Here is a 26331-nt window from a genome sequence, read left to right on the forward strand (position 1 = left end):
GATTCTCCTGATGACTGGACTCTTTGGAAGGGCACGATAATATGTCGTTTTTCGCTATTAATTATTGACGAACATGCTGAAAACACTCGATGTGGTTGCGGCCATCCTCGAAAATGAGGGCAAGATTTTGCTGGCGCAGCGTCCCGAACATGCCGATCAGCCAGGAATGTGGGAATTTGCGGGCGGGAAGGTTGAAGCCGGTGAGACCCAGCCGGAAGCGCTGATCCGCGAACTGCGCGAAGAGCTCGGCATTGAAGCCGTGCCCGCGCGGTATGTGGCAAGCCACCAGCGGGAGGTGTCGCAGCGGCTGATTCACCTCCACGCCTGGCATGTGCCTGAATTTAGCGGTGAGCTGAAGGCGCATTATCACTCGGCGCTGGTATGGTGTACGCCAGAAGACGCGTTCACGTATGATTTAGCCCCGGCGGATATACCGCTGCTGGAAGCGTTTATTCTTTTACGCGACGCCAGACCAGCGGGTTTGTACTGAGGGTGCGTTCATCACGCTGGCACTGCAACAGCACGCCATCCGCCCTGACCACTGCGCCTTCGGAATAGTTTTGATCCTGATAGATACAGCACTGATTACACGGCTGCGCGCGCTGGCCGCCAGCGCTAAAGACCTCTGGCGGCACGTTAACCTCGACATCCGGGCGAATGCGATCAGCCTGTGCCCCGGCGGACACCATCAAACATAACGCGGCCATTGCGTAACGGTTCATAGACTTTGTTTCCTTTGCATCGTTTATATCTATAACGGTCGATCCGGACGGGATCTTTAATGTATCTCGTCATCGCTTTTAGTTATGACGCGCGCCCTGTCATTAATTTCCCTTGCAGCATAAATTTCTGCTTGCCTCTCAAAGCGGTGCGGGTGGTATAGTCAAAAAAACGACACAAAACATCTCCGCCACACGCATAAATTATTATAAGAGGTTCTTATATCTATGGATCAGACACGCTCTCTGGAAAGCTTTCTTGCCCATGTTCAGCAGCGCGACCCGCACCAAAGCGAGTTTGCCCAGGCCGTTCGTGAAGTCATGACCACCCTGTGGCCCTTCCTTGAGGAAAATCCGCGCTACCGCCAGATGGCGCTGCTTGAACGTCTGGTTGAGCCAGAGCGCGTCATCCAGTTCCGCGTGGCGTGGGTGGACGATCGCAATCAGGTGCAGGTCAACCGCGCATGGCGCGTGCAGTTTAACTCCGCCATTGGGCCGTTTAAGGGCGGGATGCGCTTCCATCCTTCGGTGAACCTGTCGATTCTGAAGTTCCTCGGCTTCGAGCAGACCTTTAAAAATGCGCTCACTACCCTGCCGATGGGCGGCGGTAAAGGCGGGAGTGATTTCGATCCGAAAGGCAAGAGCGAAGGCGAAGTGATGCGCTTCTGCCAGGCGCTGGTCACTGAACTCTATCGCCACCTTGGGCCGGACACCGACGTTCCCGCCGGAGATATCGGCGTGGGGGGGCGTGAAGTGGGCTTTATGGCAGGGATGATGAAAAAGCTCTCCAACAACAGCGCCTGCGTCTTTACCGGCAAAGGTCTGTCGTTTGGCGGTAGCCTGATTCGCCCGGAAGCGACGGGTTACGGTCTGGTCTATTTCACTGAAGCGATGCTTAAGCGTCACGGGCTGAGCTTCGAGGGGATGCGCGTGGCGGTCTCCGGCTCCGGCAACGTGGCGCAGTACGCTATCGAGAAAGCGATGGCGTTTGGCGCGCGCGTGGTGACCGCCTCCGACTCCAGCGGCACCGTAGTGGATGAAGCTGGCTTTACGGCAGAAAAACTGGCGCGTCTGTGCGAAATCAAAGCCAGCCGTGACGGTCGGGTAGCGGATTATGCCCGTGAGTTTGGCCTGACCTATCTGGAAGGTAAACAGCCGTGGGGCGTGCCGGTGGATATCGCCCTGCCGTGCGCGACGCAAAACGAACTGGACGTGGATGCCGCCCGGACGCTGATTAGCAATGGCGTGAAAGCGGTAGCGGAAGGGGCAAATATGCCCACCACCATTGAAGCGACCGATCTATTCCTGGACGCGGGCGTACTATTTGCACCAGGCAAGGCGGCGAACGCTGGCGGCGTGGCAACATCCGGTCTGGAAATGGCGCAAAACGCCGCGAGAATGAGCTGGAAGGCTGAGAAAGTGGATGCCCGTCTGCACCACATCATGCTCGATATTCATCACGCCTGCGTGGAGTATGGCGGCGAGGCGTCTCAGACCAACTACGTGCGCGGGGCGAATATCGCCGGGTTCGTGAAGGTGGCGGATGCGATGATTGGGCAGGGTGTGATTTAAGGTTTATATCGTGCGGCCGGGTGCCCTCACCCCGGCCCTCTCCCATAGGGAGAGGGTGAAAACCGGGCGTATCAGGCCGCGCTTTTCTTCTTTTTAAACGGTTTCTTCGCACCCGCGCCTGGTGCAACCATCCCTCTGAAGCGCTTCACCGGCGTGCTGCGCGCCTGATCGATCAGCTGGTAAAGCGTCCCCACCAGCGGCTGCATAAAGTCCTGATAGCGGCACTGCTTCTCGCTGATCTGCGTCAGCACCGATTCCCAGTGCGCGGTCATGTCCGGCCTGGCGGCCAGCTCCGGCAGGGAATGAATCAGCGCGCGCCCCGGCTCGGTCGAATGGATATAGCGCCCCTTTTTCTCAAGAAAACCGCGCTTAAAGAGCAGCTCGATGATCCCCGCGCGGGTCGCCTCCGTCCCCAGACCGTCGGTGGCGCGGAGGATCTTCTTCAGATCTTTATCCTGCACAAAACGGGCGATCCCGGTCATGGCCGAAAGCAGCGTCGCATCGGTGAAGTGGCGCGGCGGCTGGGTCTGTCGTTCAACCACCTCCCCCTTCTCGCACAGCAGCTCGTCGCCTTTGGCCACGACCGGCAGCGGCGTACCGTCGTTCTCTTCGTCACGCTCTTTGTTGCCGAGCAGCGTGCGCCAGCCCGCTTCCGCGAGGAAACGCGCTTTGGCGATAAATTTGCCTTTGGCAATTTCCAGCTCAATAACGCACTTGCGGAAAACCGCGTCCGGGCAGAACTGCATCAGATACTGACGCGCGATCAGGTTATAGACTTTTGCTTCGTTGTCGGTCAGGTTGACGTTGCTGGTGCGCGCCGTCGGGATTATCGCGTGGTGGGCATCGACTTTTTTATCGTCCCAGCAGCGGTTATGGGTATCCGGGTTTACCGCCGGTTGCGGCAACAGATCCGGCGCATGGACACCAATGGCGTTCATCACCGAGTGGCGTCCGGCGAAGTGTTCCTCCGGCAGATAGCGGCTGTCCGAACGCGGATAGGTGATCAGCTTGTGGGTTTCATAGAGCTTCTGGCAGATATCGAGCACGTTCTGCGCGCTCAGGCCAAACTTTTTCGCGGCCTCGATCTGCAACGCCGAAAGGGAGAACGGCAGCGGTGCGGGCTCTGATTCCCGTTTGTCGTTATAGCTGGTGACTATCGCGGGTTGGCCGGTAATGCGGTTAACCACGTGCTCCGCCAGCGGACGATGCAGCAGCCGTCCCTCTTCGTCCTGATATGACTCACAGGCATCGCTCGGCTGCCAGACGGCGGTAAAGCGTTCGTCTTTCGGCGTGACGATATGCGCTTTGACTTCGAAGAAGTCTTTGGCGACGAAATTTTCGATCTCTTCGTCGCGACGCACCACCAGCCCCAGCACCGGGGTTTGAACACGCCCAACAGAGAGTACGCCCTGATAGCCCGCATTGCGTCCTAGGATGGTGTAGGCGCGGGTCATGTTGATCCCGTACAGCCAGTCCGCGCGGGCACGTGCCAGCGCGGACACACACAGGGGAATAAATTCGCTGTTGGCGCGCAGGCGCGAAATCGCGCGCTCCACCGCCTGCGGGTTAAGGTCGTTGATCAGGCAGCGCTGCACCTGCTGACGCTTTTCCGGCGCCAGCTCCAGGTAGTCCAGCACTTCATCGACCAGCAGTTGCCCTTCCCTGTCCGGGTCACCCGCGTGGACCACTTCCGTCGCCTCATGCAGGAAGCGCTTAATGACGTTGAGCTGTTTGGTGACGGAAGGACGCGGTTGCAGACGCCACTTTTCCGGCACAATCGGCAGATCGTTGAGATTCCAGCGGGCGTAGCGGCTGTCGTAGACATCCGGCTGCGCCTGTTCAAGCAGGTGCCCGATACACCAGGTGACCACCTGTCCGTTACCGCATTCGATAAAGCCATCACCTTTGCGATGCGGCTTGGGCAGCACGTCGGCGATGGCACGCGCCAGACTCGGTTTTTCGGCAATAAACAACCGCATCGAATTAACGGATCTCAATCATCGGGCGACCACCGCGGGCGGTCACCAGCTCACCAATGGCCGTCAGGGTGATGCCAAACTCGGCAGCCGTCGCCTGAACGTCAGCTTCAGCTTCTGGCGTCACCGCCAGCAGCAGACCGCCGGAGGTTTGCGGATCGCACAGCAGGTTACGCCATGCTTCCGGCATTTCGCCCATTAAATGGCCGTAGCTGGCGAAGTTGCGCTGCGTCCCGCCCGGAACGGCGCCCTGAGCAATGTACTCTTCCACGCCCGGCAGTTTCGGCACATCCTGATACCAGACCTGCGCCTGCACGCCCGCGCCCTGACACACTTCAGAGAGGTGCCCCAGCAGACCAAATCCGGTCACGTCGGTCATGGCCTTCACGCCGTCGATATTGGCGAATGCCGCACCGGCGAGGTTCATCTGGCACATCACTTCCGTTGCCAGACCAATATGCTCGGGCTTCAGCAGGGACTTTTTCTCTGCGGTCGTCAGTACGCCAACGCCCAGCGGCTTGGTGAGGAACAGTTTGCAGCCCGGTTGCGCCGTGCTGTTGCGCTTCACGCGTTCGGTGGGCACCACGCCGGTGACGGCCAGGCCGAAGATCGGCTCCGGCGCATCGATAGAGTGACCACCGGCCAGGGCAATACCCGCCTGCTGGCAGGCAAAGCGTCCGCCTTCAATCACGTCGCGGGCAATCTCCGGCGGGAGGGTGTTAATCGGCCAGCCCAGAATGGCGATCGCCATGATCGGTTTACCGCCCATCGCAAAGATATCGCTGATGGCGTTGGTGGCCGCAATGCGTCCGAAGTCGAATGGGTTGTCGACAATCGGCATAAAGAAGTCAGTAGTGCTGATAATGCTGGTGCCGTTACCTAAGTCATAAACCGCTGCATCGTCACGCGTTTCGTTACCGACAAGCAGGTTCGGGTCGACAAACTTCGCCTGCTCACTGTGCAGGATGGTCTCCAGCACTTTCGGGGAAATTTTACAACCGCAACCGGCTCCGTGGCTGTATTGCGTTAAACGAATGGTTTGCTCGCTCATGGACGTCTCCTGTCATCTCAATCGCGCTATGGTAGCGCTCATTCCATAAAGAGGTAAGTATGACTGTCTGAATTCTGCGGCGGATGCTCAGAATCCAGACAGTTTAGCGCGGGTAATTAAAAACGGCTGACGAAAGGCGTGGTGTCCGGCACGCTGATGGTGCTGGAGGCTTTAAGCTGCGGGGTGCCGAGATAGAGGAAGCCGACAATTTTATCGTGCTCGCCACAGGCAAAGCCATCACGCACGACCGAACTTTCGGTCAGCGGTCCGGTGCGCCAGATGCCATTGAAGCCCTGCGCGACGGCGGCCATTTGCATTGCCATTACCGCGCAACCGGCAGACATCTCCTGCTCCCAGACCGGCACTTTATGATCGGCCTGGCATTTTGCGACTACCGCGATGATCATCGGCGCACGGAATGGCGCGTTGCGGGCTTTATCAATCCCCTTCTCATCCTGGCCTGCGGCAACAGCCCCCTGCTCCAGCAGCTGGCTGAAGCGGCCGCGCCCTTCGCCTTCAATAATAAAGAAGTGCCACGGCTGCAATGTGCCATGGTCCGGCGCACGCATTCCGGCACGCAGAATGTTTTCCAGCTGCTCGCCGACGGGTGCCGGTTCGGCCAGGCGGGAAGCGCTACGACGGTTAACAAGCAGTTCAAGTGCGTCCATTGGTTAACTCCTTTCATGAAATTTACTCACAAAATTAACACGACAGCAGAATTTGTTACAGCGTGGCAGGCGATTCCTGCTGACAAGTGGCGGTTGGGTCATTACGATAACCGCACATTACCGTCCCGTGGCGACGGAAACAGTCCTTTTCTGGTTAGGGAGAATACATGCGAACCCTTTGGCGAATCTTTGCCGGTTTCTTTAAATGGACGTGGCGACTGCTCAACTTCGCCCGCAACCTGGTGATGAACATCTTTTTCATCTTCCTGGTCCTGGTATGCGCTGGTATCTGGATGCATATCAGCAACGCAAACCAGTCGCAGCATTCGACGCGCGGCGCACTGTTACTCGATATCACCGGGGTGATTGTTGATAAGCCATCGACCAGCAACCGTCTGGGCGTGATTGGCCGCCAGCTGTTCGGCGCAACGTCAGACCGTCTCCAGGAAAACTCCTTGTTTGATATTGTCGACACCATCCGTCAGGCCAAAGACGATCGTAACATTACCGGTATCGTGTTGGACCTGAAAGATTTTGCCGGCGCCGATCAGCCGTCAATGCAGTACATCGGTAAAGCGCTGCGCGAATTTCGCGACAGCGGTAAACCGGTTATTGCCATTGGCGACAGCTACACCCAGGGGCAATATTATCTGGCGAGCTTTGCCAATAAGATCTGGCTTTCGCCACAGGGCACGGTCGATCTGCATGGCTTCGCCACTAACGGTCTGTACTACAAATCGCTACTCGACAAGCTGAAGGTCACTACCCACGTCTTCCGCGTCGGGACCTATAAATCCGCCGTGGAGCCGTTTATCCGCGATGATATGTCCCCTGCCGCTCGTGAAGCGGACAGCCGCTGGATTGGCGAGCTGTGGCAGAACTACCTCGGCACCATTGCCGCTAACCGTCAGATTACCGCTGAGCAGGTCTTTCCGGGCGCGCGCGGCGTGCTGGACGGCCTGCGCAAGGTGGACGGCGATACAGCGAAATACGCGCTTGATAACAAACTGGTCGATCAGCTGGGTTCCAGCGCTGAAATTGAAAAAGCGCTGACCAAACAGTTCGGCTGGAGTAAAGAGGACAAAAACTACAGCGCCATCAGCATGTATGACTACGCCGCGAAAAAATCGGACGACAGCGGTGACAGCATCGCCGTGGTGTTTGCTAACGGGGCCATTATGGACGGGGAAGAAACGCCGGGGAACGTCGGCGGAGACACCACCGCGTCGCAGATCCGCGATGCGCGCCTGGATCCGAAAGTGAAGGCAATTGTCCTGCGGGTGAACAGCCCTGGCGGCAGCGTCAGCGCCTCTGAAGTGATCCGTGCTGAACTGGCCGCCGCGCGCGCCGCAGGCAAGCCGGTAGTGGTCTCGATGGGCGGCATGGCGGCTTCCGGGGGGTACTGGATCTCGACGCCAGCCAACTACATCGTGGCTAACCCAAGCACGCTGACCGGCTCGATTGGCATCTTCGGTGTGATCAACACCGTTGAGAACAGCCTGGATTATCTCGGCGTCCACACCGACGGCGTTTCCACCTCGCCGCTGGCAGACGTGTCCGTTACCAAATCCCTGCCGCCTGAGGTGTCTGAGATGATGCAGCTCAGCATTGAGAGTGGCTATAAACGTTTCATCACGCTGGTTGCGGACTCCCGTAAAAAGACGCCAGACCAGATTGACCAGATCGCGCAGGGCCACGTCTGGACCGGCCAGGATGCGAAGAGCAACGGTCTGGTAGACAGCCTGGGTGACTTCGACGACGCCGTGAAGAAAGCGGCAGAGCTGGCGAAGCTCAAGCAGTGGCACGTGGACTATTATCAGGACGAACCGACGTTCTTCGATATGGTCATGGACAGCATGTCCGGCTCCGTCCGTGCCATGCTGCCGGACGCGCTTCAGGCTTATCTGCCGGCGCCGGTGGCGACCGCGGCGAAAGCCATGAAAGCGGAGAGCGACAAGCTCGCAGCCTTTAATGATCCACAGAGCCGTTACGCGTTTTGCCTGACCTGCGCGAACGTGCGTTAAAAACCGTCCCCTCTTCCCGTGAAGAGGGGATTTTTTCTTTTGAAGAACAAGAACTCATTACCATGCAGAAGAAATCAATATATGTCGCCTATACCGGCGGTACCATCGGTATGCAGCGCTCAGAAAATGGCTATATCCCGGTTTCCGGCCACTTGCAGCGCCAGCTGGCGCTGATGCCTGAATTTCACCGTCCGGAAATGCCGGACTTTACCATCCACGAATATGAGCCGCTGATGGACTCCTCCGACATGACGCCGGAAGACTGGCAGCATATTGCGGATGATATTAAAGCCCATTACGACCAGTACGACGGCTTCGTGATCCTTCACGGTACCGACACCATGGCGTTCACCGCCTCGGCGCTCTCCTTCATGCTGGAGAACCTGAGCAAGCCCGTCATCGTGACCGGTTCGCAGATCCCGCTGGCGGAACTGCGTTCAGACGGGCAGATCAACCTGCTTAACTCCCTGTACGTGGCCGCTAATTACCCGATCAACGAGGTAACGCTGTTCTTCAACAACCGACTGTACCGCGGGAACCGTACCACTAAAGCGCACGCCGATGGCTTTGACGCTTTTGCCTCACCTAACCTGCAACCGCTGCTGGAAGCGGGGATCCATATCCGTCGTCTGGGCACGCCGCCCGCACCAAATACGGCAGGCGAGCTGATCGTTCATCCGATCACCCCGCAGCCGATTGGCGTGGTGACGATTTATCCGGGGATCTCCGCCGACGTGGTGCGCAACTTCCTGCGCCAGCCGGTGAAGGCGCTGATCCTGCGCTCCTATGGTGTGGGTAACGCCCCGCAGAACGGTGAGTTCCTGAAAGAGCTTCAGGAGGCGAGCGATCGCGGGATTGTGGTGGTCAACCTCACCCAGTGTATGTCCGGCAAGGTCAATATGGGCGGCTACGCCACCGGTAATGCTCTGGCTCACGCAGGCGTGATAAGTGGTTTCGATATGACCGTTGAGGCAACGCTGACTAAACTTCACTATTTACTGAGTCAGGATCTGGATATTGATTCCATTCGCCGCGCCATGATGCAAAACCTGCGCGGTGAACTGACGCCGGACGAATAAGGAGATCCCATGAAGCAACGCGCCCTGTTACTGGTCGATTTGCAAAATGATTTCTGTGCGGGTGGTGCGCTGGCCGTCGCGGAAGGCGACAGCACCGTAGACGTCGCGAATTCGCTGATTGCGTGGTGTAAAGCTCGTGGTGAAGCGGTGGTGGCGAGTCAGGACTGGCATCCGGCAAACCACGGCAGCTTTGCCAGCCAGCACAACGTTGAGCCTTACAGCCAGGGCGATCTGGACGGGCTGGCGCAAAACTTCTGGCCCGATCACTGCGTGCAGCAGACGGAGGGCGCTGAGCTGCATCCGCTGCTGAACCAGAAGGCCATCGACGCGGTGTTCCACAAAGGTGAAAACCCAACCATCGACAGCTACAGCGCGTTCTTTGATAACGGTCATCGTCAGAAGACGGCGCTGGACGCGTGGTTGCGCCACCATGAGATCACCGAGCTGATTGTGCTGGGCCTGGCGACGGATTACTGCGTGAAGTTCACCGTGCTGGATGCGCTCCAGTTGGGCTATACCGTGAATGTCATCACCGACGGCTGTCGCGGGGTAAATATTCAGCCGCAGGACAGCGCTCAGGCGTTTATGGATATGGCCGCAGAAGGCGCAACGCTGTATACGCTGGCTGACTGGATGGAGACGCAGGCGTAAGCTTTTTAGCCGGGTGGCGCTGACGCTTACCCGGCCTACTTTCTCTGGTTTTGTAGGCCGGGTAAGCGTCAGCGCCACCCGGCATTTCTTCCCCAATCCCCATAAAGTGAACTCCCTCGCATCACAAGCGAAACGGCGATGCTATTCTCTTCAGGCTGTTTTTTCGCCACGCCTTTTCTGTGGCGTGGTTATTTTTATTCAGTCAAAGAGGAACTTATATGAAACGTTTGCCCTTGCTGGCAGCATTACCCTTGCTTTGCGCGTCACTGGCTTCCGCCGCGCCCCTGATGTCCGTGGGCTACTTCAATGGCGGTGGCGATGTTACCGCCGGACCGGGTGGCGATATTAATAAACTCGACGTCCGCCAGATCACCCACCTCAACTACTCGTTTGGTCTGGTCTATAACAACGAGAAAGACGAAACCAACGCCGCGCTGAAAGATCCGGCAAAACTGCATCAAATCTGGTTATCACCTAAGGTGGCATCCGATCTGGCGTTACTTCCTCAGCTTCGTAAACAAAACCCGAACCTGAAAGTCCTGCTTTCCGTTGGCGGCTGGGGGGCGCGTGGTTTTTCTGGCGCAGCGGCAACCAAAGAGAGTCGCGCGGTATTTATTCGCTCCGCGCAGGAGATCGTCAGTAAATACGGCCTGGACGGGATCGACCTGGACTGGGAATATCCGGTCAACGGCGCGTGGGGACTTGTCGAAAGCACCCCTGCCGACCGGGATAATTTCACCGCGCTGTTAAAAGAGATGCGTGACGCGTTTGGTAAGAAAAAGCTGGTCACGATTGCGGTGGGCGCGAATGCGGAAAGTCCGAAAAGCTGGGTGGATGTGAAAGCTATTGCCCCCCTGCTCGATTACATCAACCTGATGACCTACGACATGGCGTACGGTACTCAGTATTTTAACGCGAATCTGTATGACTCCAGCGACTGGCCAACGGTAGCTGCCGCAGACAAATACAGCGTCGAGTTTGTGGTGAATAACTATCTGGCCGCCGGGCTGAAGCCGCAGCAGATGAATCTCGGAATTGGTTTCTATGGGCGCGTGCCGAAACGTGCCGTAGAGCCAGGGATCGACTGGAGCAAACCAGACGCGCAAAACAATCCGGTGACGCAGCCCTACTTCGGGCCGCAGGAACTGAGCCTGTTCAAATCGCTTGGCTATGATCTGACCAAAGATACCTATGTGAAATACAACGATATCGTCCGCAAGCTGCTGAACGATCCGCAAAAACGCTTTACCGAGCACTGGGACGAACAGGCGAAGGTGCCGTGGCTGTCGGTGAAATCCGCCGACGGGAAGGCGCTGTTTGCGATTTCCTATGAGAACCCGCGCTCCGTGGCGATCAAAGCGGATTACATCAAGGAGAAAGGTCTGGCCGGCGCCATGTTCTGGGAGTATGGGGCTGACGACGAAAACCAGCTCGCGAAACAGCTGGCGGAGTCGCTTGGGATCCCGCATCAGTAGTAAGACAATCAAGCCCTCTCCCTTTGGGAGAGGGTTGGGTGAGGGCATAAACCCGCACCGTTATTGCATTTTCATCGTCGCAATCGGCTTCGGCGTGATGCCGAAGTCTTCTTTTAACTCGCGCTTGCTTTTCATCACCATCTGACCGTTAGTGTCGATGGTCATGTGCTGGGCGTCGGTATTGTGACGCGCCTGCCACAGCATCACCAGCTGCAAGCTGTTCTCTTTTTGCTCAGGTGTGAGCGCCACACCGTCCGGCCATTTTCCCAGCTCAACGGCCGTCACCAGACGCTGATAAACCTCCGGGGTCATACCTGCAATCATGTCATCAATATTCATGATCTCTCCCTTTCAAAGGAATAATTTGCTGAATCGTTTTTTCAACCCTTGGTCTGGTCGCCGTTTTCATCATCGGTAAAGCTCATGGAAGCCGAATTTACGCAGAAACGCTCCCCCGTCGGCTGCGGGCCATCCGGGAAGACATGCCCGAGATGGGCGTCGCAGTTCCCGCAACGAATTTCGGTGCGCACCATGCCGTGCGAGGTGTCCGTCAGGTAGCGGATCGCATCATCGCTGACAGGCTCGTAAAAACTCGGCCAGCCGCAGCCAGAATCGTACTTCGTCTGGGAGTTAAACAGCGGTGCATCACACACCAGGCAGTGGTAGACGCCTTCCCGTTTATTGTGCAGCAAACGCCCGGAAAACGGCGGTTCTGTGCCGTGATTTTGCGTCACGTAAAACTGCATCTCTGTAAGGTTTTTTTTCAAATCGTCGGGGTTACGTTGGTTCGACATATGCTTACATCTCGCTGTTGAAACAGACATCTTTTAACCCAGATTCTAACAAAACATTAACACCCGCGCGTGCACTTTTGTTCTAAACTTATGTGTCGCGAAAAGGCGGTCAGGCAATTGTGATCAATTTCACATTTTAATCCTGCGAGGCCTTTAAAATTCCGGGCGCAGCCCCCATGTGGTTGCTAGCTCAAAGGGAAAGTGAGGCGAGTCAGTCGCACAAACGTTAGTCACAGGATTGATTTGTCGCAATGATTGACACGATTCCGCTTGACGCTGCGTAAGGTTTTTGTAATTTTACAGGCAACCTTTTATTCACTAACAAATAGCTGGTGGAATATATGACTATCAAAGTAGGTATCAACGGTTTTGGCCGTATCGGCCGTATTGTTTTCCGTGCTGCTCAGAAACGTTCTGACATCGAAATCGTTGGTATCAACGATCTCCTGGACGCTGAATACATGGCGTACATGCTGAAGTACGACTCAACTCACGGTCGTTTCGACGGCACCGTTGAAGTGAAAGACGGCCACCTGGTTGTTAACGGCAAAACCATCCGCGTTACTGCTGAGAAAGACCCAGCTAACCTGAAATGGAACGAAATCGGTGTTGACGTTGTAGCTGAAGCTACCGGTATCTTCCTGACCGACGAAACTGCACGTAAACACATCACTGCGGGTGCGAAGAAAGTTGTTCTGACTGGTCCTTCCAAAGACAACACCCCAATGTTCGTTCGCGGTGCAAACTTCGAAACTTACGCTGGCCAGGACATCGTTTCCAACGCATCCTGCACCACCAACTGCCTGGCACCGCTGGCTAAAGTTATCAACGACAACTTCGGCATCATCGAAGGTCTGATGACTACCGTTCACGCAACCACCGCTACTCAGAAAACCGTTGATGGCCCGTCTCACAAAGACTGGCGCGGCGGCCGTGGCGCGGCTCAGAACATCATCCCATCTTCTACCGGTGCTGCTAAAGCAGTAGGTAAAGTACTGCCAGAACTGAATGGCAAACTGACTGGTATGGCGTTCCGCGTTCCAACTCCTAACGTATCCGTTGTTGACCTGACCGTTCGTCTGGAAAAAGCTGCTTCTTATGAAGAAATTAAGAAAGCAATCAAAGCTGCTTCCGAAGGCCCAATGAAAGGCGTTCTGGGTTACACCGAAGACGACGTTGTATCTACCGATTTCAACGGCGAAGTGTGCACTTCCGTGTTCGATGCTAAAGCAGGTATCGCACTGAACGACAACTTCGTGAAACTGGTTTCCTGGTACGACAACGAAACTGGCTACTCTAACAAAGTACTGGACCTGATCGCTCACATCTCCAAATAAGTTGAGATGAGTGCTTGATCCTAAAAGGCGACTTCGGTCGCCTTTTTTATTGTTTTTAGACAGAGGATTGCTTAATGATTAATAAAATTTTTGCACTTCCGGTAGTCGAACAACTTACCCCTGTGCTCTCCCGCCGTCAGATTGACGGTGCCGATATCATCGTCGTTGATCATCCGCGCGTTAAAGCCTCCGTCGCGCTCAATGGCGCCCACCTGCTCTCCTGGAAACCAGAAGGTGAAGAAGAAGGCCTGTGGCTGAGCGAGGCCACCTCGTTCAAAAGAGGGGCGGCGATCCGCGGCGGCGTACCGATTTGCTGGCCATGGTTTGGCCCGTCAGCGCAGCAGGGATTACCGTCTCACGGTTTCGCCCGTAACCAGCAGTGGACGCTGAAAGCCCACAACGAAGATGAAAACGGCGCGGTGTTGACCTTTGAGCTCCAGGCGAATGATGAAACGCGCGCCCTGTGGCCACATGAATTCACCCTGTATGCCCGCTTCAAGCTGGGTAAAACCTGCGAGATTGAACTGGAAGCGCACGGCGAATTCGAAACAACGTCCGCCCTGCACACCTATTTCAACGTAGGCGACATTCAGGCCGTTAAGGTGAGCGGACTTGGCGATACCTTTATCGACAAAGTGGATAACGCGAAAGAAGGCAAGCTGGACGACGGCGTGCAGACTTTCCCGGATCGTACCGACCGCGTATACCTGCACCCGGAAGCCTGTAGCGTCATCCACGACAGCGCGCTGAACCGCGGTATTGATGTGGTTCATCACCACCACAGCAACGTAGTGGGCTGGAACCCGGGCCCTGCCCTTTCCGTCAGCATGGCGGATATCCCGGATGACGGTTACAAGACCTTCGTCTGCGTGGAAACCGCGTGCGTGACCGCGCCGCAGAAAACCAGCGAAGAAAAACCGTCCCGCTTAGGCCAGACGATCAAGATTGTGAAGCGCTAATATTGTTCAGGCATCATAAAAAACAAACGGGGCGCAAGCGCCCCGTTTTAATGCATTACGTTCTGGTCAGAACTTGTAGGTCACACCTACAGAGAAGATGCCAGACCAGGACTTGTCGACCATCGGGCTGTCTTTCACTTCATCGCTCAGACGAATGTAACGGCCAGTACCGTACACATTCCAGTCACCGAGGAAGTTATACGATGCGGTGAGTTCCAGGTACGGGTCCCAGCCATCATCCGCGCTGTAGCTATTCAAACCACTGCGGCGAGACTCCGCTTTAGACACGCCATAGTAGTAGTCGTTGTAATTTTCGCTGCTGTACTGCACACCGATACCCGGCGTCAGCGTCACTGCGCCGTTGGTATAGCGGTAAAGCCACGCCAGATCCCAGATGAAGCCGTTGCTGTTGTCCAGGGTATCGCCCGCCAGCGCAGTGCGCAGGAAGCCATACTCGGTATTATGGACGTAAGAAAGCCCCGCCATCAGTGAGCTTCTGCGTTTGTCCAGTTGACGAAGCGCATTGCTGTCGCTGTCGCCTGGTTTAAAGTGCGTTGGGTCGTAATAGGCCATGATGGAGAGCTTATCGGCCGTATCGTTCCACAGATAGTAGCCGCCGCCCAACCCACGGAACCAGAAGTTATCGCCTTCATAGGTGACAACGGGGACAGGATAAACGTCGCGGTCATATTGCTTGTACGGGCTGTTAATCACGCCAGCACCCGCGCCAACAGTCCACTGGCTCTCAGCCTGTACGGTGCTCGCTGCGGTAGCGGCAAGGATGCCCAATGCCAGAAGTTTGAGTTTGGTCACAATCCATTCTTTCCTGTAGTCAAATAATCAGCGGGTGAAGTGTAACCGCCATTCCCGTACATCCCAAAATTTTTTGCGCACTAATCCGTTTGATTAACCCGTTATTTTTCATTTTTCAGATGACATCCCGCTTTCATTTATGTGACCGATAAATGAAAAACCCGCTTTTCGCTTATAACCGCAGTGGAAATTTTTGGATGAGTTATTGATATGTCATTGAAAGTAGATTTTATCCGTATGCAAGTTTTGCAATTGCCATCTACGCTTTAATTTAAGAAGAGGTTTTGCTGAACACCCTGCGGTTCATAGCCTTCGACCTGGCACACAGGTTGCTGCTCTGGCAGTGAGGTGCGAAAAATTCTCTTCCGGGAGCCTCCACTACTCATACGAACGGCTCTTATCCTGTGCTAAAAAACGAAAGGACGGCATGCCATGAATATATTCGATCACTATCGCCAGCGCTACGAAGCTGCCAAGGACGAAGAGTTCACACTGCAGGAGTTTCTTACCATTTGTCGGCAAGATCGCAGTGCCTATGCCAATGCGGCAGAACGGCTATTGATGGCTATTGGTGAGCCAAACATGGTTGATACTGCCCTGGAGCCACGGCTTTCCCGTCTCTTTTCGAATCGGGTGGTCGCCCGATACCCGGCGTTTGAAGAGTTCTATGGCATGGAAGATGCCATTGAGCAGATCGTCTCCTACCTGAAGCATGCCGCTCAGGGGCTGGAAGAGAAGAAGCAGATCCTTTACCTGCTGGGTCCTGTCGGTGGGGGTAAATCCTCCCTGGCTGAACGGCTGAAAGCGCTGATGCAGCGCGTGCCGATCTATGTGCTGAGCGCCAACGGCGAGCGCAGCCCGGTCAATGACCATCCGCTGTGCCTGTTTAATCCGCAAGAGGATGCGCAAATTCTGGAAAAAGAGTTTGGCATTCCGCATCGCTATCTCGGTACGATCATGTCGCCGTGGGCGGCAAAACGTCTGCACGAGTTTGGCGGGGACATCACCAAATTCCGCGTCGTGAAAGTGTGGCCGTCTATCCTCGAGCAGATCGCCATTGCCAAAACAGAACCCGGTGACGAGAACAACCAGGATATCTCGGCGCTGGTGGGTAAAGTCGATATCCGTAAGCTGGAGCATCACGCGCAAAACGACCCGGATGCCTACGGCTATTCCGGTGCGCTGTGCCGTGCCAACCAGGGGATTATGGAATTCGTCGAGATGTTTAAAGCACCGATCAAAGTGCTGCATCCGCTGCTGACCGCCACCCAAGAGGGGAACTACAACGGGACGGAAGGTATTTCCGCCCTGCCGTTTAACGGGATTATCCTTGCCCACTCTAACGAATCTGAATGGGTGACCTTCCGTAACAACAAAAACAATGAGGCGTTCCTTGACCGTGTGTACATCGTCAAAGTGCCTTATTGCCTGCGGATCTCCGAGGAGATCAAGATTTACGAAAAACTGCTCAACCACAGTGAGCTGGTCCATGCCCCTTGCGCACCGGGAACGCTGGAAACGCTGTCGCGCTTCTCGATCCTGTCGCGCCTGAAAGAGCCGGAAAACTCCAGCATCTACTCAAAAATGCGCGTGTATGACGGCGAAAGCCTGAAGGATACCGACCCGAAAGCGAAATCGTACCAGGAATACCGCGATTACGCCGGGGTCGACGAAGGGATGAACGGTCTGTCGACGCGTTTCGCGTTTAAGATCCTCTCCCGCGTCTTTAACTTCGACCACGCGGAGGTGGCCGCCAACCCGGTACATCTGTTCTACGTGCTGGAACAGCAAATTGAACGTGAACAGTTCCCACAGGAGCAGGCTGAACGCTACCTGGAGTTCCTGAAAGGCTACCTGATCCCGAAATACGCCGAGTTCATTGGCAAAGAGATCCAGACCGCCTATCTGGAATCCTATTCCGAATACGGCCAGAACATCTTCGACCGGTACGTCACTTACGCTGACTTCTGGATCCAGGATCAGGAGTATCGCGACCCGGATACCGGCCAGCTGTTTGACCGTGAATCCCTGAACGCGGAACTTGAAAAAATCGAGAAACCAGCCGGGATCAGCAACCCGAAAGACTTCCGAAACGAGATTGTGAACTTCGTGCTGCGCGCCAGAGCGCATAACAACGGCCGCAATCCGAACTGGACCAGCTACGAAAAACTGCGCACCGTTATAGAGAAGAAAATGTTCTCTAACACGGAAGAGCTGTTGCCGGTTATCTCGTTCAACGCCAAAACCTCAACCGACGAGCAGAAAAAGCACGACGATTTTGTCGACCGTATGATGGAAAAAGGCTATACGCGCAAACAGGTCCGCCTGCTTTGTGAATGGTATCTGCGCGTGCGTAAATCGTCTTAAAACAAGTGCCCGGTAACGCGCTTACCGGGCCAACAAAATGTCCGGCACTTACGGACGCTGCAAGTTGGCAAATGCAGTACGGGGGATATATGACCTGGTTTATTGACCGGCGTCTTAACGGCAAAAACAAGAGCACGGTGAATCGCCAGCGCTTCTTGCGCCGTTATAAAGCGCAAATTAAACAGTCGATCTCCGAGGCCATCAACAAACGCTCGGTGACCGACGTCGACAGCGGCGAATCCGTCTCCATCCCCAACGATGACATCAGCGAACCGATGTTTCATCAGGGGCGTGGCGGCCTTCGCCATCGTGTACACCCAGGTAATGACCACTTCGTCCAGAATGACAGAATCGAGCGACCCCAGGGCGGAGGCGGCGGTTCTGGCAGCGGTCAGGGGCAAGCCAGCCAGGACGGAGAAGGCCAGGATGAGTTTGTCTTCCAGATTTCAAAAGACGAATATCTCGATCTGCTGTTTGAGGATCTGGCCCTGCCGAATCTGAGAAAGAATCAGCACCGTCAACTCAACGAATACAAAACCCATCGTGCGGGCTATACCGCAAATGGGGTGCCCGCCAACATCAGCGTGGTGCGTTCACTGCAAAACTCGCTGGCGCGACGCACGGCGATGACGGCAGGCAAACGGCGCGAACTGCGCGAGCTGGAAACCAGCCTGAAAGTAGTGGAAAACACGGAACCGGCGCAACTGCTGGAAGAGGAGCGCCTGCGAAAAGAGATTGCCGAACTGCGGGCGAAGATCGACCGGGTGCCGTTTATCGACACGTTCGACCTGCGCTACAAGAACTACGAAAAACGCCCTGAGCCTTCCAGCCAGGCGGTGATGTTCTGCCTGATGGACGTGTCAGGTTCAATGGATCAGGCCACCAAGGATATGGCTAAGCGTTTTTATATTCTGCTCTATCTGTTCCTGAGCAGAACGTATAAGAACGTGGAGGTGGTCTACATCCGCCATCACACTCAGGCGAAAGAGGTGGATGAACATGAGTTCTTCTACTCGCAGGAGACCGGTGGCACCATCGTGTCGAGCGCCCTGAAGCTGATGGATGAGGTAGTGAAGGAGCGCTACGATCCGGCGCAGTGGAACATCTACGCCGCGCAGGCATCGGATGGCGATAACTGGGCGGATGACTCGCCGCTGTGTCATGAAATTCTGGCGAAGAAGATCCTGCCGGTGGTGCGTTACTACAGCTACATTGAAATTACCCGTCGCGCCCACCAGACGCTATGGCGTGAGTATGAGCATCTGCAAGCGATGTTTGATAACTTTGCGATGCAGCACATTCGTGACCAGGATGACATCTATCCGGTCTTCCGGGAACTGTTCCAGAAGCAGAGTTCTACAACCTCCAATTAAATGTTATTAATCAGCCAGTTAACCATGTTTTTCTGGCTGATTTTATTGCATTTCCATTCTTAATTTTCACTATATTTTTCATTCGCTTAGCTTTTATTTTGGGGAGTGCGATTTTGAAGAAGTGATAATGCAAAACTTCCTTTGAGCTTTAAGGATGGCCATCATGCGATGGAGGAAAAATCCTATCGTGCCGACCAAAACCACACAAAAAAACCAGCCGCTTATGGCTGGTTATTCGTCAGTGAAGCATGGGGAACTTTATCTATATTGCAGGGCAATCATCATCTAATGCACGATTGATGAAGAACGTCACTCTGCCCAACACTTCCACCTCTTCCAGAGCGGTTCCTTCTATTGCCTCGCCATCATCCGTGATCAATGACTTACCCATCAGTTTTGCAAACTGCGTGTGGCCGTCGCACAAAATTAACAATACATCTCCTGGCCTTTTTTTCGTGGCTGGCTCAATGACTGCAAACCCAACATCTGTTTCAAGCACCCTGCTTTCGGCCCCTATGTTGCACAGAACGGATGGAGAAAGTTGGCGTTCGACGTAATCGGTAGCAGGTGATGCAAATCCCATCAGAGGACCCTCCCCATGTTTCTCAGGATCCAGTACCGGTTATCGCTACCGTCTGTCGTCTTGTCAGCGAAGCCTGGCTGATTGCGCTCTATCCATGCATTGGCGTCGGCTCGGGTGAAGTGCCAGTTAAAACCACGCAACTTTTCTATAAAGCTGTCTGTTCTCAGGTAGCGGTAGCCCTTTGGGTTAAGCTCTATGGCCGCAATAAAGGCGGCCTGAATATCTGAAATTCGGGGCATAATCTGCACTCCCTTTATTGCTGTGTTTATATACAGTAGTTTCAAATGGAATGCAGATCAATTTGGGTTCGCCTATTAATTTTTAAGGCTGAATGTCCTCAGGCTGCTCTGTCAGTTCAAGAGAAGCTTCGGAAGCTCTTGTTTTCCAGATGCTATCCTCTGGCATATCGAGGCGAACGTCGATCCAGCTATTGGCAGGAACATCTATAGGAGCCCCTTTCGTTTTAACAATTTCGCCTTCTTCGTTGAGTATGTATTTCCGCTTAAAAAGCCGAATCGTCAGCCCACCGCTTTCTGTCTGCTCAGCTTCAACTACACCAAGTTCTCCCATTCCACCCGGGTCCATTGGCGGCAGCAGCTGCCAGCCTTCTGATGCCAGCCCTGCCGAACCAGTCAGCAAATAGATACCTACATCTAGCCGGGAAATTTTGATTCCCTCCGCCTCAGCATTAGCCGTACCGCATCCGCACCAGATAAAATCATTTTCATCAATATCTGTGCGCTGATTCTCGTTCTGAGATTTCACGATTCTGGCCACCGGCGAAGCTGCTTTCAGCGTGCCATCGGAGGCTTTAGTGGTATTTTCAGAAGTGTAAACAACTGAGCCTGGCTTCACAGACAGCATTGTTGAGAATGCATCGGTGCCATTATTTCTTCCTGCGATTTGGTAAGAGACGGCACCACCAATGCCTGCAACACCTGCCCTGAAGCGAGGAGTACCGTTAACCATCACCGTATGAGCCCATACACTACCAACAGTTGAAAGTCCTTCAACGGTGAAAGCGTAAGGGTTACCGGCAATACCGGCGATATTCAGGGCATTTGTTAACGTACCACCGCTAAGACTAAGAGCACCAAGTGCTGTTAGCGCGCCATTAGCTGTGCTCTCTCCCGTACCGCCCTGAGCGATGCTGAGAGGAGTTGTTAATCCGTTCAGGCTGGTAATGTCTTTGTTTGCACCTTTCTTCGCCAGCGATTTTTGACCCGGTACGGTAACGGCAGTGCCATTGATAGTTATGGTGACATCAGATGTCCCGTTCATTACATCAGCGAACCCGCTCATGTAGCGCTGATACATCGTGAAGGTTTCAGCGATATCCTGCGCCAGACCATCCACGCTCAGACTGTCACTCAGAAGAATGGCAAATCGGGTTCCGGCGGGAACTGCTGGGTTAGCCGCTGGTGTTACGGTGAGACTTGTTGCGCTGCCAATGGTGGTAATCTGAAATACCTGCACAGGGCTGGTCATTGCAATAACGGTACATCCGTTACGAATAAGAGATCCAGCAGCAGTGAAGTTTGTGCCGGTACCTGTAAGGGTGTTTCCGCTGATGGCGATAGTGCCAGTAGTATAAATCATGTTTTCTCCAGGCAATAAAAAACCCCGCCGGAGCGGGGTTTGTTCAAAACTGAATGGGTTAGTGACAGGTGGTGCTGGTGAACGTGTTGGCGCTCACCCATGACCAGTTAAAGGGATAACCGGCGCGGTACTGCGTCTGATTGTTTTGTTTACGGACTCCGTAGATCTGGACGCTGCTTTCCTGTCCGCCGACCAGGGCTGTTCCGGTGCATACGGGTTGCTGTTTCTCAATAACGCCAGCGCAACCGGAGAGCAATACCGCTACCGCCAGGCAAAGAATCATATTTTTCATAGTGGTTATATCCCAGGGCATTCATGAAGCTACACAATAACAATATGAATCAACGGGATATAATTGATTTGGTAGATCAATTATTCGAAATTGATCGTTCAAAACGATCAATCATAATTGGCGCAGTTAATGGCCATAATCACGTTTCTCAGATTCGAATACGTAACGTTCTGAAGGTTGCCACCGGGGGTTGTCTGCGGCCTGGCGAATATCCGCGTATTGCTTCCCTCAAGTTTTGCCAAGCTCTTGTATATAGCCGAGTATGGCTGCGGTTGACCGCCAGCCGATACAACCCCGGTAATTAGCCCCAGCATGGCAGGCATGCAGGCCCACTTCCCCGCCAGAGTTGTATTGATGTTGTATCCTGAGCTGGCATCCACCCCGGCGGTACCGAGGGTGACAACATCGCTCAGCGTGCGCGTTTCGTTTGTTAAAATCAGCGTCCCTGATGCATCCCACACAGCCAGCCCGTAGTCTGGCTTTGTCTGCGGGAAAATAGAGAAAAAATAAACGTACGCTGTGCCGGTTGCATTCGGTCTGAGAAAATCAATCGTGATGGTGTTCCCGCTTATCGTCTGAGTTATTTCGACCTCAACCGTGCAATGAACGAAGGCGACAACAGGCTGACCTGCGGGGAATGTGTGCGTCACTTTGGTATTGAACCCCGATGTTCCCTGAAGTGCCGCTGTCTTTCGCGCCTGAAGAGCGATTGGCGAGCTGTTAGCGGTCACCCATACTTCCCCGCTCGTGGTCGTCAGTAAAACGCCATACTCCGCCATTTATGCCCTCTCGATCTGGAAAATGAGATAAGCCGCTGCCGCAGGCTCAGTCCCTGCTGAGTAGTCGGTATCGCCTGCTGCTGACACTGTTGCTGTTCCCCCCGAAATGGTGATCTTCCTCCGACTCGTACCAAACTGATCGCCGTTCATGACCTGAAAACAGGTTAGCCTGCAACCCGGTGGAAGCGCTACGGAGTAAGAGCCTGTTTTCTGGTTCTGGGCCAGCTGGAGATAGCCACAAACGCTGACAGGCTTAACGCCATAGTTATTTACATTGCCTGAGGCGTCCCATGTCTGAACACCATATTCCGCCATCCAGTCCTCCTGAAAAAAAAGAGGCCCCGTAAGAGGCCTCCCGTTACCATGTTCCCGTGATTCTCCCGATCTGCACCCTCAACACATTCCTGGAGTCCCGCACGCTGATTGTCTGGTTTGTCTGTTTCATGGCCCCCTCACCAGCTGTCGAACCGTAGTTCTCAAACGTACCTCCCTTATCCAGCCTCCATCCGACTGAGCCAGCGACATAGTTATTGGACTGGATGTAGTTGCCAATCTTGGCGTTGCCGATGGTGCCGTCCTGAATGAAGGTTTCCCGGATAAACACCTGCCCGTTCTGGATAACGAACGGCAGTGTAACCGCTCCCCCCGCCTGCGCCATGACGGCGAGGCGATCCGCCAGGAACAGCACCTGCGACTGCATGCCCGATGGAGTATTCTCAACACCAATCCCCATACCAGCAGCATACTGTTTTCCGTTCGCATCCACGGCAACCTTGATGCTGTACATCGCCTTCAGGTCACCGTTAACGTTCGCTATGGCCTGAGCGTTAGTGGTAATGGCTGAGGTATGTCCGTTGATGGTCGCCGTGATTCCGTTTATCTGCGTGGCCGTGGCCTGCTGGTAATCGGAGAACGTCTGGTTCAGGCTGTTGATGGATGCTTTATTGCCGTTCACGTCAGCCTGCAAGCTCAGCAGCGAACGTGCTGTTGCCTCCCTGTCGCTTGCCATGACGTTATCAATACGATCGATGCCGGCCTTGCTGTCACCGTACTGCGCGCTCAGTCTCACCCGCTGATCAACCTGCGCCAGCGTACTCGTTATTAGCGCGATAGCGTTATTCTGGATGCCGCCGCTGGCAGTATCGGTTCTTGCTCCCAGCTCCTCCAGGCGGGATGCCATTGATGAAGTCGTGTCTGTGACAACTTGTCGCAACGTGGTGATATCAGCAGTGTTTTGTGAGCTGGCTTGTTCAGCCGCATCTGCCTTACCTGATGCAGCGTCAGCTTTACTCGAAGCCGAATCAGCTTTATCAGAAATGACCTGAGTGCTCGCAGTGAGCTGATCAACAGCAGTAGCCCTTGCCTGAGCTTCATCTGACAGAGCCTGCCTTACCTCGGTAACTCCCGCCTCGTTCTGCGAAGTTTTTGCCTCAAGACGGGTAACATCCGTTACGCGCGCCTCCGTTTCAGTAGCGATCACCTCCCGGAGCTGTTCGAATGTCGCAGAGTTAGCGCCCTGTTGGGCTGTCTGGCGCACGATAACATCGGCAATAGCCAGCGCGTTGCCGATGATTGCTTCTGCTGTCTGCTTATTCGAACCTACGGCGGCAGCCAGCCCATCGGCGTTCTCCTTAATTGCATCAGAAAGCTCGGCCAGTTTCTCGTTACTGTCTACAGCACTTTCAATCAGATCCTTAAATACCTCGGAATCTTTAATCTCCTCCAGGATCGCATCGGTGATATCGGATACATCAATGCTGGCCTGCCCGCGCACCCATTCTGTGTAACCTGATTCGTTGCCGCTGCGGTCCACCAGCTGCGCGCGATACCAGAAAATCTGCCCCGCTTTAAGGCCCATCTGCTGATATTTGCGCTGCGGGTAAGGCACATCGGCAAGCAACATCGCATCGTCTTCGGTACCGGTCAGGCTGTACTGAATTTCCGTCTTCAGCGTGTCGTCGGTGTTCGCCGGGAATCCCCAGCTCAGCTCGATACCGAATACCACATTATCGGAAGCGATGAAGCCGACCGGTTTCGGCGGATTGCCCACTTTACCCGTAAGATTCACTTCTGATGATGTCGCCCAGACTGATGAAACGTCGCTGGCGTTCACCGCCCTGACGCGGACCAGATAGCGACCCGAGTAGATACCCTGTACTTCAAAGCCGAGAGAAGACGTTCGGGGAACGCTTACCCAGTTGCCGCTGTCACGCCGCCATTCCGCCTCGTACGCAACTGCACCCTGAACAGAATCCCAGGCAACGCGCATGGTGGTAATCGCAATGTTCTGGTTAACCGTAGAGTAACTGTCTACGACAATATTTCCTGGGGGAGCCTGAACCCCCGGTGGAATGACACTGACTGGCCGCTCGTCCAGTCTTGCGCCGGTATCAACAGCGGAATAGATATCAGGGTTGTAAGTCGTCCCGGTGACCTCGAAAGTTCCGTCGTTGTTGTCCCGCGTTCCCGTAACACGGAAAAGCGCTATAAACAGATCGTCAGAGTCCACGCCCCAGTTACATTCAGCCTCCGGCGTTTCGCTGTAGGGTGTGGTGACAGTGACTGTGTTTCCGTTAACGGCCTGGACGGTTCTGGCCTGAGCTGTGCCTGATGGAAGATTCAAAAACAGCCTGTTACCGGCTTTCACATCAGCAGCGCGATCGAGGGTTATGTTGCGGCCGTTAACCGCGCTCACCCTGCCGCCGATAGTTCTTCCGGCCAGCTCGTTAGCAGCCACGCCGATCACCTCACCAACAGGGGGAACGTCCATGCCCGTGCTGAAGGTCACCACCTCGCCGATACCGTTGGTAAGCAGCGCCCAGCGCCCCCGCCGGTTTGCCTCTGACTGCCTGGTGCAGCCGATCGCAGTCATTTCGAGCTGACGATAATCGAAGCGCATGGCCAGATCGTTATCGTAAATAGGCTCAGGCGTGTCTTTGTAGTGGTTAGCTGGGTCAGACCAGTTCACCAGCGCGGCAGTGTTTCGGGTGGTTTCACTCGGGTCCGCAAAGGTAAATTTACCCTCAACAACGCTGGCGTGGTTATAGATATGCCACACATCGCGGGGCATATCAGCCAGGACATACATCTTATTGTCACCCCAGTACGTCATGCCGCGAAATATACCCGCCAGATCACGAAGTACGGTCCAGGCGTCATTACGGTCCTGGATATAAACGTTGCAACGAAAACGAGGCTCCGTCCCGCTGCCGCCCTTGCCGTCTGGTACCAGTTGATCGCAATACTGGGCGATGCGATAAAGTTCCCATTTGTCTATCTGAGTCGCATCGATTCTTTGACCCAGCCCGAAGCGCTCGTTCAGAATGATGTCGTAATAAATCCAGGCAGGGTTATCCGTCCACGCCCATTTAAATACGCCCTCCCATGTACCAGAATAAGTGCGGGTTTCGGGATCATAAGTATCAGGTACACGGATGATTCGCCCTTTCGGATTGCACACAACCTGAGGAATGCCATTAGGGAACTGCTTTGCGTCAAACTCAACATACAGCAGCGCTGTGTTAACGTAGCGAAGTTTGGCGTCAATAATTTCAGTAACGGCCACAACGCGCATGGTGTCGACGATATTCACGCTCGTGGAATCCGGCGTGATTCTGCGAACCCGCAACTGCCATCCAGTCGAGGCTTTCGGAAGATTGACGCGGTGACTGCGCTCATAAAGCGACGTGGTTTTGTCATCAACAGCACCGTTAACCACCGTTTCATACGGCCCGCCATCGACCGACAGATCGATAGCATACTCAACGCGGGTGCCGACTTTATCACCGTTGTTTTTCTGGAGTAAAAGAGTTGGCCATCCCAGGCGAATTCGCAGCGCAGAGAGCTGCGTGTTGGATACCGCGCGCACGTACGGCACAGCCTGTTTCAGCTCGTATGAAACCTGAAGTTCGTTTTCAATGCCGGGGAAGCCCTGAATGTAGTCCTGGTCCTGAGTACCGGAACGGAACTCATATTTCACATTATTGAAGTTATAACTTCCGTCGGCGTTCTGAAGAGGCGTGTAGGAAGATGAGTCACCAAGAAAAATGTTTTTACCATCAAGCCCGCCAGCGAACTCACCCTCTCCAAGCGCAATCAGCACCTTTGCCCTTGCAATGGACTGAATGCTGTCCGGTGCTTCAATGGGTGTTCGGGTCTGATTGCTGCCACCTTTACCGCGGCCTTTGATGATTGTCGTCGTCATATCGCGTCCATAAAAA

At 54.6% G+C, this 26331-nt stretch carries 24 protein-coding genes; 10 read left to right on the forward strand and 14 right to left on the reverse strand.

Features of this window, described 5'->3' with window-relative positions; translation table 11 throughout:
* The first annotated feature begins 73 nt into the window (after positions 1-73).
* The gene (locus SK53_RS06530; RefSeq protein ID WP_023315911.1) at positions 74-490 is read left to right on the forward strand and encodes a pyrimidine (deoxy)nucleoside triphosphate diphosphatase; all 417 of its coding nucleotides are present in this window, start codon (positions 74-76) and stop codon (positions 488-490) included.
* Here the strand turns inward: SK53_RS06530 and SK53_RS06535 are convergent.
* Positions 450-722: a YnjH family protein gene (locus SK53_RS06535; RefSeq protein ID WP_003857857.1), complete on the reverse strand. Its 273-nt coding sequence runs from the start codon at positions 720-722 to the stop codon at positions 450-452. The two genes, SK53_RS06530 and SK53_RS06535, sit on opposite strands and share 41 nt — an antisense overlap.
* 225 nt (positions 723-947) lie before the next feature.
* Here SK53_RS06535 and gdhA point away from each other — a divergent pair, with 225 nt between their 5' ends.
* Positions 948-2291, forward strand: a complete 1344-nt coding sequence (gdhA, locus tag SK53_RS06540; RefSeq protein ID WP_023315910.1) for an NADP-specific glutamate dehydrogenase — start codon at positions 948-950, stop codon at positions 2289-2291.
* Between the two features lie 71 nt (positions 2292-2362).
* On the opposite strand, the gene SK53_RS06545 is transcribed toward gdhA, so the two are convergent.
* The 3 genes from SK53_RS06545 to SK53_RS06555 form a co-directional block, all read right to left on the reverse strand.
* Positions 2363-4270 (reverse strand): DNA topoisomerase III, encoded by a 1908-nt coding sequence (locus SK53_RS06545; protein WP_023324481.1) that lies wholly within the window; start codon positions 4268-4270, stop codon positions 2363-2365.
* 4 nt (positions 4271-4274) lie between these two features.
* Entirely contained in the window at positions 4275-5318 is a 1044-nt protein-coding gene (gene selD / locus SK53_RS06550) for a selenide, water dikinase SelD (RefSeq protein ID WP_032609020.1), read from the reverse strand.
* A 116-nt stretch (positions 5319-5434) separates the two neighbouring features.
* The gene (locus tag SK53_RS06555; RefSeq protein WP_023324479.1) at positions 5435-5986 is read right to left on the reverse strand and encodes an NAD(P)H nitroreductase; all 552 of its coding nucleotides are present in this window, start codon (positions 5984-5986) and stop codon (positions 5435-5437) included.
* Positions 5987-6153: 167 nt separating this feature from the next.
* Between SK53_RS06555 and sppA the strand changes: the two genes are divergently transcribed.
* The 4 genes from sppA (at position 6154) to SK53_RS06575 (ending at position 11215) form a co-directional block, all read left to right on the forward strand.
* Positions 6154-8010, forward strand: coding sequence for a signal peptide peptidase SppA (sppA, locus tag SK53_RS06560; RefSeq protein ID WP_048208851.1), 1857 nt, complete (start codon positions 6154-6156; stop codon positions 8008-8010).
* A 62-nt stretch (positions 8011-8072) separates the two neighbouring features.
* Positions 8073-9089, forward strand: coding sequence for an asparaginase (gene ansA / locus SK53_RS06565; RefSeq protein ID WP_023303507.1), 1017 nt, complete (start codon positions 8073-8075; stop codon positions 9087-9089).
* Between the two features lie 9 nt (positions 9090-9098).
* A complete protein-coding gene (gene pncA / locus SK53_RS06570) occupies positions 9099-9740 on the forward strand; it encodes a bifunctional nicotinamidase/pyrazinamidase (protein ID WP_022650870.1) in 642 nt (213 codons plus the stop codon).
* A 218-nt stretch (positions 9741-9958) separates the two neighbouring features.
* Positions 9959-11215 (forward strand): chitinase ChiD, encoded by a 1257-nt coding sequence (locus tag SK53_RS06575; RefSeq protein ID WP_048208853.1) that lies wholly within the window; start codon positions 9959-9961, stop codon positions 11213-11215.
* A 60-nt stretch (positions 11216-11275) separates the two neighbouring features.
* On the opposite strand, the gene SK53_RS06580 is transcribed toward SK53_RS06575, so the two are convergent.
* Complete coding sequence (locus tag SK53_RS06580) at positions 11276-11554, reverse strand: YeaC family protein (protein WP_003857863.1); 279 nt, start codon at positions 11552-11554, stop codon at positions 11276-11278.
* 41 nt (positions 11555-11595) lie between these two features.
* Complete coding sequence (gene msrB, locus SK53_RS06585) at positions 11596-12009, reverse strand: peptide-methionine (R)-S-oxide reductase MsrB (protein ID WP_003857865.1); 414 nt, start codon at positions 12007-12009, stop codon at positions 11596-11598.
* Between the two features lie 341 nt (positions 12010-12350).
* Between msrB and gapA the strand changes: the two genes are divergently transcribed.
* On the forward strand, positions 12351-13346 hold the full coding sequence (gene gapA / locus SK53_RS06590; RefSeq protein ID WP_006809136.1) for a glyceraldehyde-3-phosphate dehydrogenase: 996 nt from the start codon (positions 12351-12353) through the stop codon (positions 13344-13346).
* Between the two features lie 74 nt (positions 13347-13420).
* Positions 13421-14305: a D-hexose-6-phosphate mutarotase gene (locus tag SK53_RS06595; protein WP_023324474.1), complete on the forward strand. Its 885-nt coding sequence runs from the start codon at positions 13421-13423 to the stop codon at positions 14303-14305.
* Positions 14306-14371: 66 nt separating this feature from the next.
* Here SK53_RS06595 and SK53_RS06600 read toward each other — a convergent pair whose 3' ends face one another.
* Positions 14372-15118, reverse strand: a complete 747-nt coding sequence (locus SK53_RS06600; RefSeq protein WP_022650867.1) for a MipA/OmpV family protein — start codon at positions 15116-15118, stop codon at positions 14372-14374.
* A 432-nt stretch (positions 15119-15550) separates the two neighbouring features.
* Here SK53_RS06600 and yeaG point away from each other — a divergent pair, with 432 nt between their 5' ends.
* Entirely contained in the window at positions 15551-17485 is a 1935-nt protein-coding gene (gene yeaG / locus SK53_RS06605) for a protein kinase YeaG (protein ID WP_006809140.1), read from the forward strand.
* Between the two features lie 89 nt (positions 17486-17574).
* Positions 17575-18858, forward strand: a complete 1284-nt coding sequence (locus SK53_RS06610) for a YeaH/YhbH family protein (protein WP_023299884.1) — start codon at positions 17575-17577, stop codon at positions 18856-18858.
* 262 nt (positions 18859-19120) lie between these two features.
* On the opposite strand, the gene SK53_RS06615 is transcribed toward SK53_RS06610, so the two are convergent.
* The 7 genes from SK53_RS06615 to SK53_RS06645 form a co-directional block, all read right to left on the reverse strand.
* The gene (locus SK53_RS06615) at positions 19121-19441 is read right to left on the reverse strand and encodes a hypothetical protein (protein WP_022650865.1); all 321 of its coding nucleotides are present in this window, start codon (positions 19439-19441) and stop codon (positions 19121-19123) included.
* On the reverse strand, positions 19441-19680 hold the full coding sequence (locus SK53_RS23890) for a hypothetical protein (protein ID WP_022650864.1): 240 nt from the start codon (positions 19678-19680) through the stop codon (positions 19441-19443). The genes SK53_RS06615 and SK53_RS23890 overlap by 1 nt, the downstream gene beginning before the upstream one ends.
* An 82-nt stretch (positions 19681-19762) precedes the next feature.
* Positions 19763-21040, reverse strand: a complete 1278-nt coding sequence (locus SK53_RS23570; protein ID WP_048208856.1) for a phage tail fiber protein — start codon at positions 21038-21040, stop codon at positions 19763-19765.
* Between the two features lie 58 nt (positions 21041-21098).
* Positions 21099-21332 carry a phage exclusion lipoprotein Cor gene (locus SK53_RS06630; RefSeq protein ID WP_017382566.1) on the reverse strand — a complete coding sequence of 78 codons (234 nt, stop codon included), beginning with the start codon at positions 21330-21332 and terminating at the stop codon, positions 21099-21101.
* Between the two features lie 107 nt (positions 21333-21439).
* Positions 21440-22111: a hypothetical protein gene (locus SK53_RS06635; RefSeq protein ID WP_048208858.1), complete on the reverse strand. Its 672-nt coding sequence runs from the start codon at positions 22109-22111 to the stop codon at positions 21440-21442.
* A complete protein-coding gene (locus SK53_RS06640; RefSeq protein WP_045338908.1) occupies positions 22112-22426 on the reverse strand; it encodes a hypothetical protein in 315 nt (104 codons plus the stop codon).
* Between the two features lie 43 nt (positions 22427-22469).
* A complete protein-coding gene (locus SK53_RS06645; protein ID WP_048208859.1) occupies positions 22470-26315 on the reverse strand; it encodes a TipJ family phage tail tip protein in 3846 nt (1281 codons plus the stop codon).
* Positions 26316-26331: the final 16 nt, after the last annotated feature.

This window comes from Enterobacter sp. MGH119 (assembly GCF_001037675.1).
Classification (GTDB): domain Bacteria; phylum Pseudomonadota; class Gammaproteobacteria; order Enterobacterales; family Enterobacteriaceae; genus Enterobacter; species Enterobacter hormaechei_C.

Excerpts from the sequence above, each read along its gene's own strand:
- SK53_RS06530 (WP_023315911.1), top strand. The coding sequence starts at position 74 with ATGCTGAAAACACTCGATGTGGTTGCGGCCATCCTCGAAAATGAGGGC.
- SK53_RS06535 (WP_003857857.1), bottom strand. The coding sequence starts at position 722 with ATGAACCGTTACGCAATGGCCGCGTTATGTTTGATGGTGTCCGCCGGG.
- gdhA (WP_023315910.1), top strand. The coding sequence starts at position 948 with ATGGATCAGACACGCTCTCTGGAAAGCTTTCTTGCCCATGTTCAGCAG.
- SK53_RS06545 (WP_023324481.1), bottom strand. The coding sequence starts at position 4,270 with ATGCGGTTGTTTATTGCCGAAAAACCGAGTCTGGCGCGTGCCATCGCC.
- selD (WP_032609020.1), bottom strand. The coding sequence starts at position 5,318 with ATGAGCGAGCAAACCATTCGTTTAACGCAATACAGCCACGGAGCCGGT.
- SK53_RS06555 (WP_023324479.1), bottom strand. The coding sequence starts at position 5,986 with ATGGACGCACTTGAACTGCTTGTTAACCGTCGTAGCGCTTCCCGCCTG.
- sppA (WP_048208851.1), top strand. The coding sequence starts at position 6,154 with ATGCGAACCCTTTGGCGAATCTTTGCCGGTTTCTTTAAATGGACGTGG.
- ansA (WP_023303507.1), top strand. The coding sequence starts at position 8,073 with ATGCAGAAGAAATCAATATATGTCGCCTATACCGGCGGTACCATCGGT.
- pncA (WP_022650870.1), top strand. The coding sequence starts at position 9,099 with ATGAAGCAACGCGCCCTGTTACTGGTCGATTTGCAAAATGATTTCTGT.
- SK53_RS06575 (WP_048208853.1), top strand. The coding sequence starts at position 9,959 with ATGAAACGTTTGCCCTTGCTGGCAGCATTACCCTTGCTTTGCGCGTCA.
- SK53_RS06580 (WP_003857863.1), bottom strand. The coding sequence starts at position 11,554 with ATGAATATTGATGACATGATTGCAGGTATGACCCCGGAGGTTTATCAG.
- msrB (WP_003857865.1), bottom strand. The coding sequence starts at position 12,009 with ATGTCGAACCAACGTAACCCCGACGATTTGAAAAAAAACCTTACAGAG.
- gapA (WP_006809136.1), top strand. The coding sequence starts at position 12,351 with ATGACTATCAAAGTAGGTATCAACGGTTTTGGCCGTATCGGCCGTATT.
- SK53_RS06595 (WP_023324474.1), top strand. The coding sequence starts at position 13,421 with ATGATTAATAAAATTTTTGCACTTCCGGTAGTCGAACAACTTACCCCT.
- yeaG (WP_006809140.1), top strand. The coding sequence starts at position 15,551 with ATGAATATATTCGATCACTATCGCCAGCGCTACGAAGCTGCCAAGGAC.
- SK53_RS06610 (WP_023299884.1), top strand. The coding sequence starts at position 17,575 with ATGACCTGGTTTATTGACCGGCGTCTTAACGGCAAAAACAAGAGCACG.
- SK53_RS06615 (WP_022650865.1), bottom strand. The coding sequence starts at position 19,441 with ATGGGATTTGCATCACCTGCTACCGATTACGTCGAACGCCAACTTTCT.
- SK53_RS23890 (WP_022650864.1), bottom strand. The coding sequence starts at position 19,680 with ATGCCCCGAATTTCAGATATTCAGGCCGCCTTTATTGCGGCCATAGAG.
- SK53_RS23570 (WP_048208856.1), bottom strand. The coding sequence starts at position 21,040 with ATGATTTATACTACTGGCACTATCGCCATCAGCGGAAACACCCTTACA.
- SK53_RS06630 (WP_017382566.1), bottom strand. The coding sequence starts at position 21,332 with ATGAAAAATATGATTCTTTGCCTGGCGGTAGCGGTATTGCTCTCCGGT.
- SK53_RS06635 (WP_048208858.1), bottom strand. The coding sequence starts at position 22,111 with ATGGCGGAGTATGGCGTTTTACTGACGACCACGAGCGGGGAAGTATGG.
- SK53_RS06640 (WP_045338908.1), bottom strand. The coding sequence starts at position 22,426 with ATGGCGGAATATGGTGTTCAGACATGGGACGCCTCAGGCAATGTAAAT.
- SK53_RS06645 (WP_048208859.1), bottom strand. The coding sequence starts at position 26,315 with ATGACGACGACAATCATCAAAGGCCGCGGTAAAGGTGGCAGCAATCAG.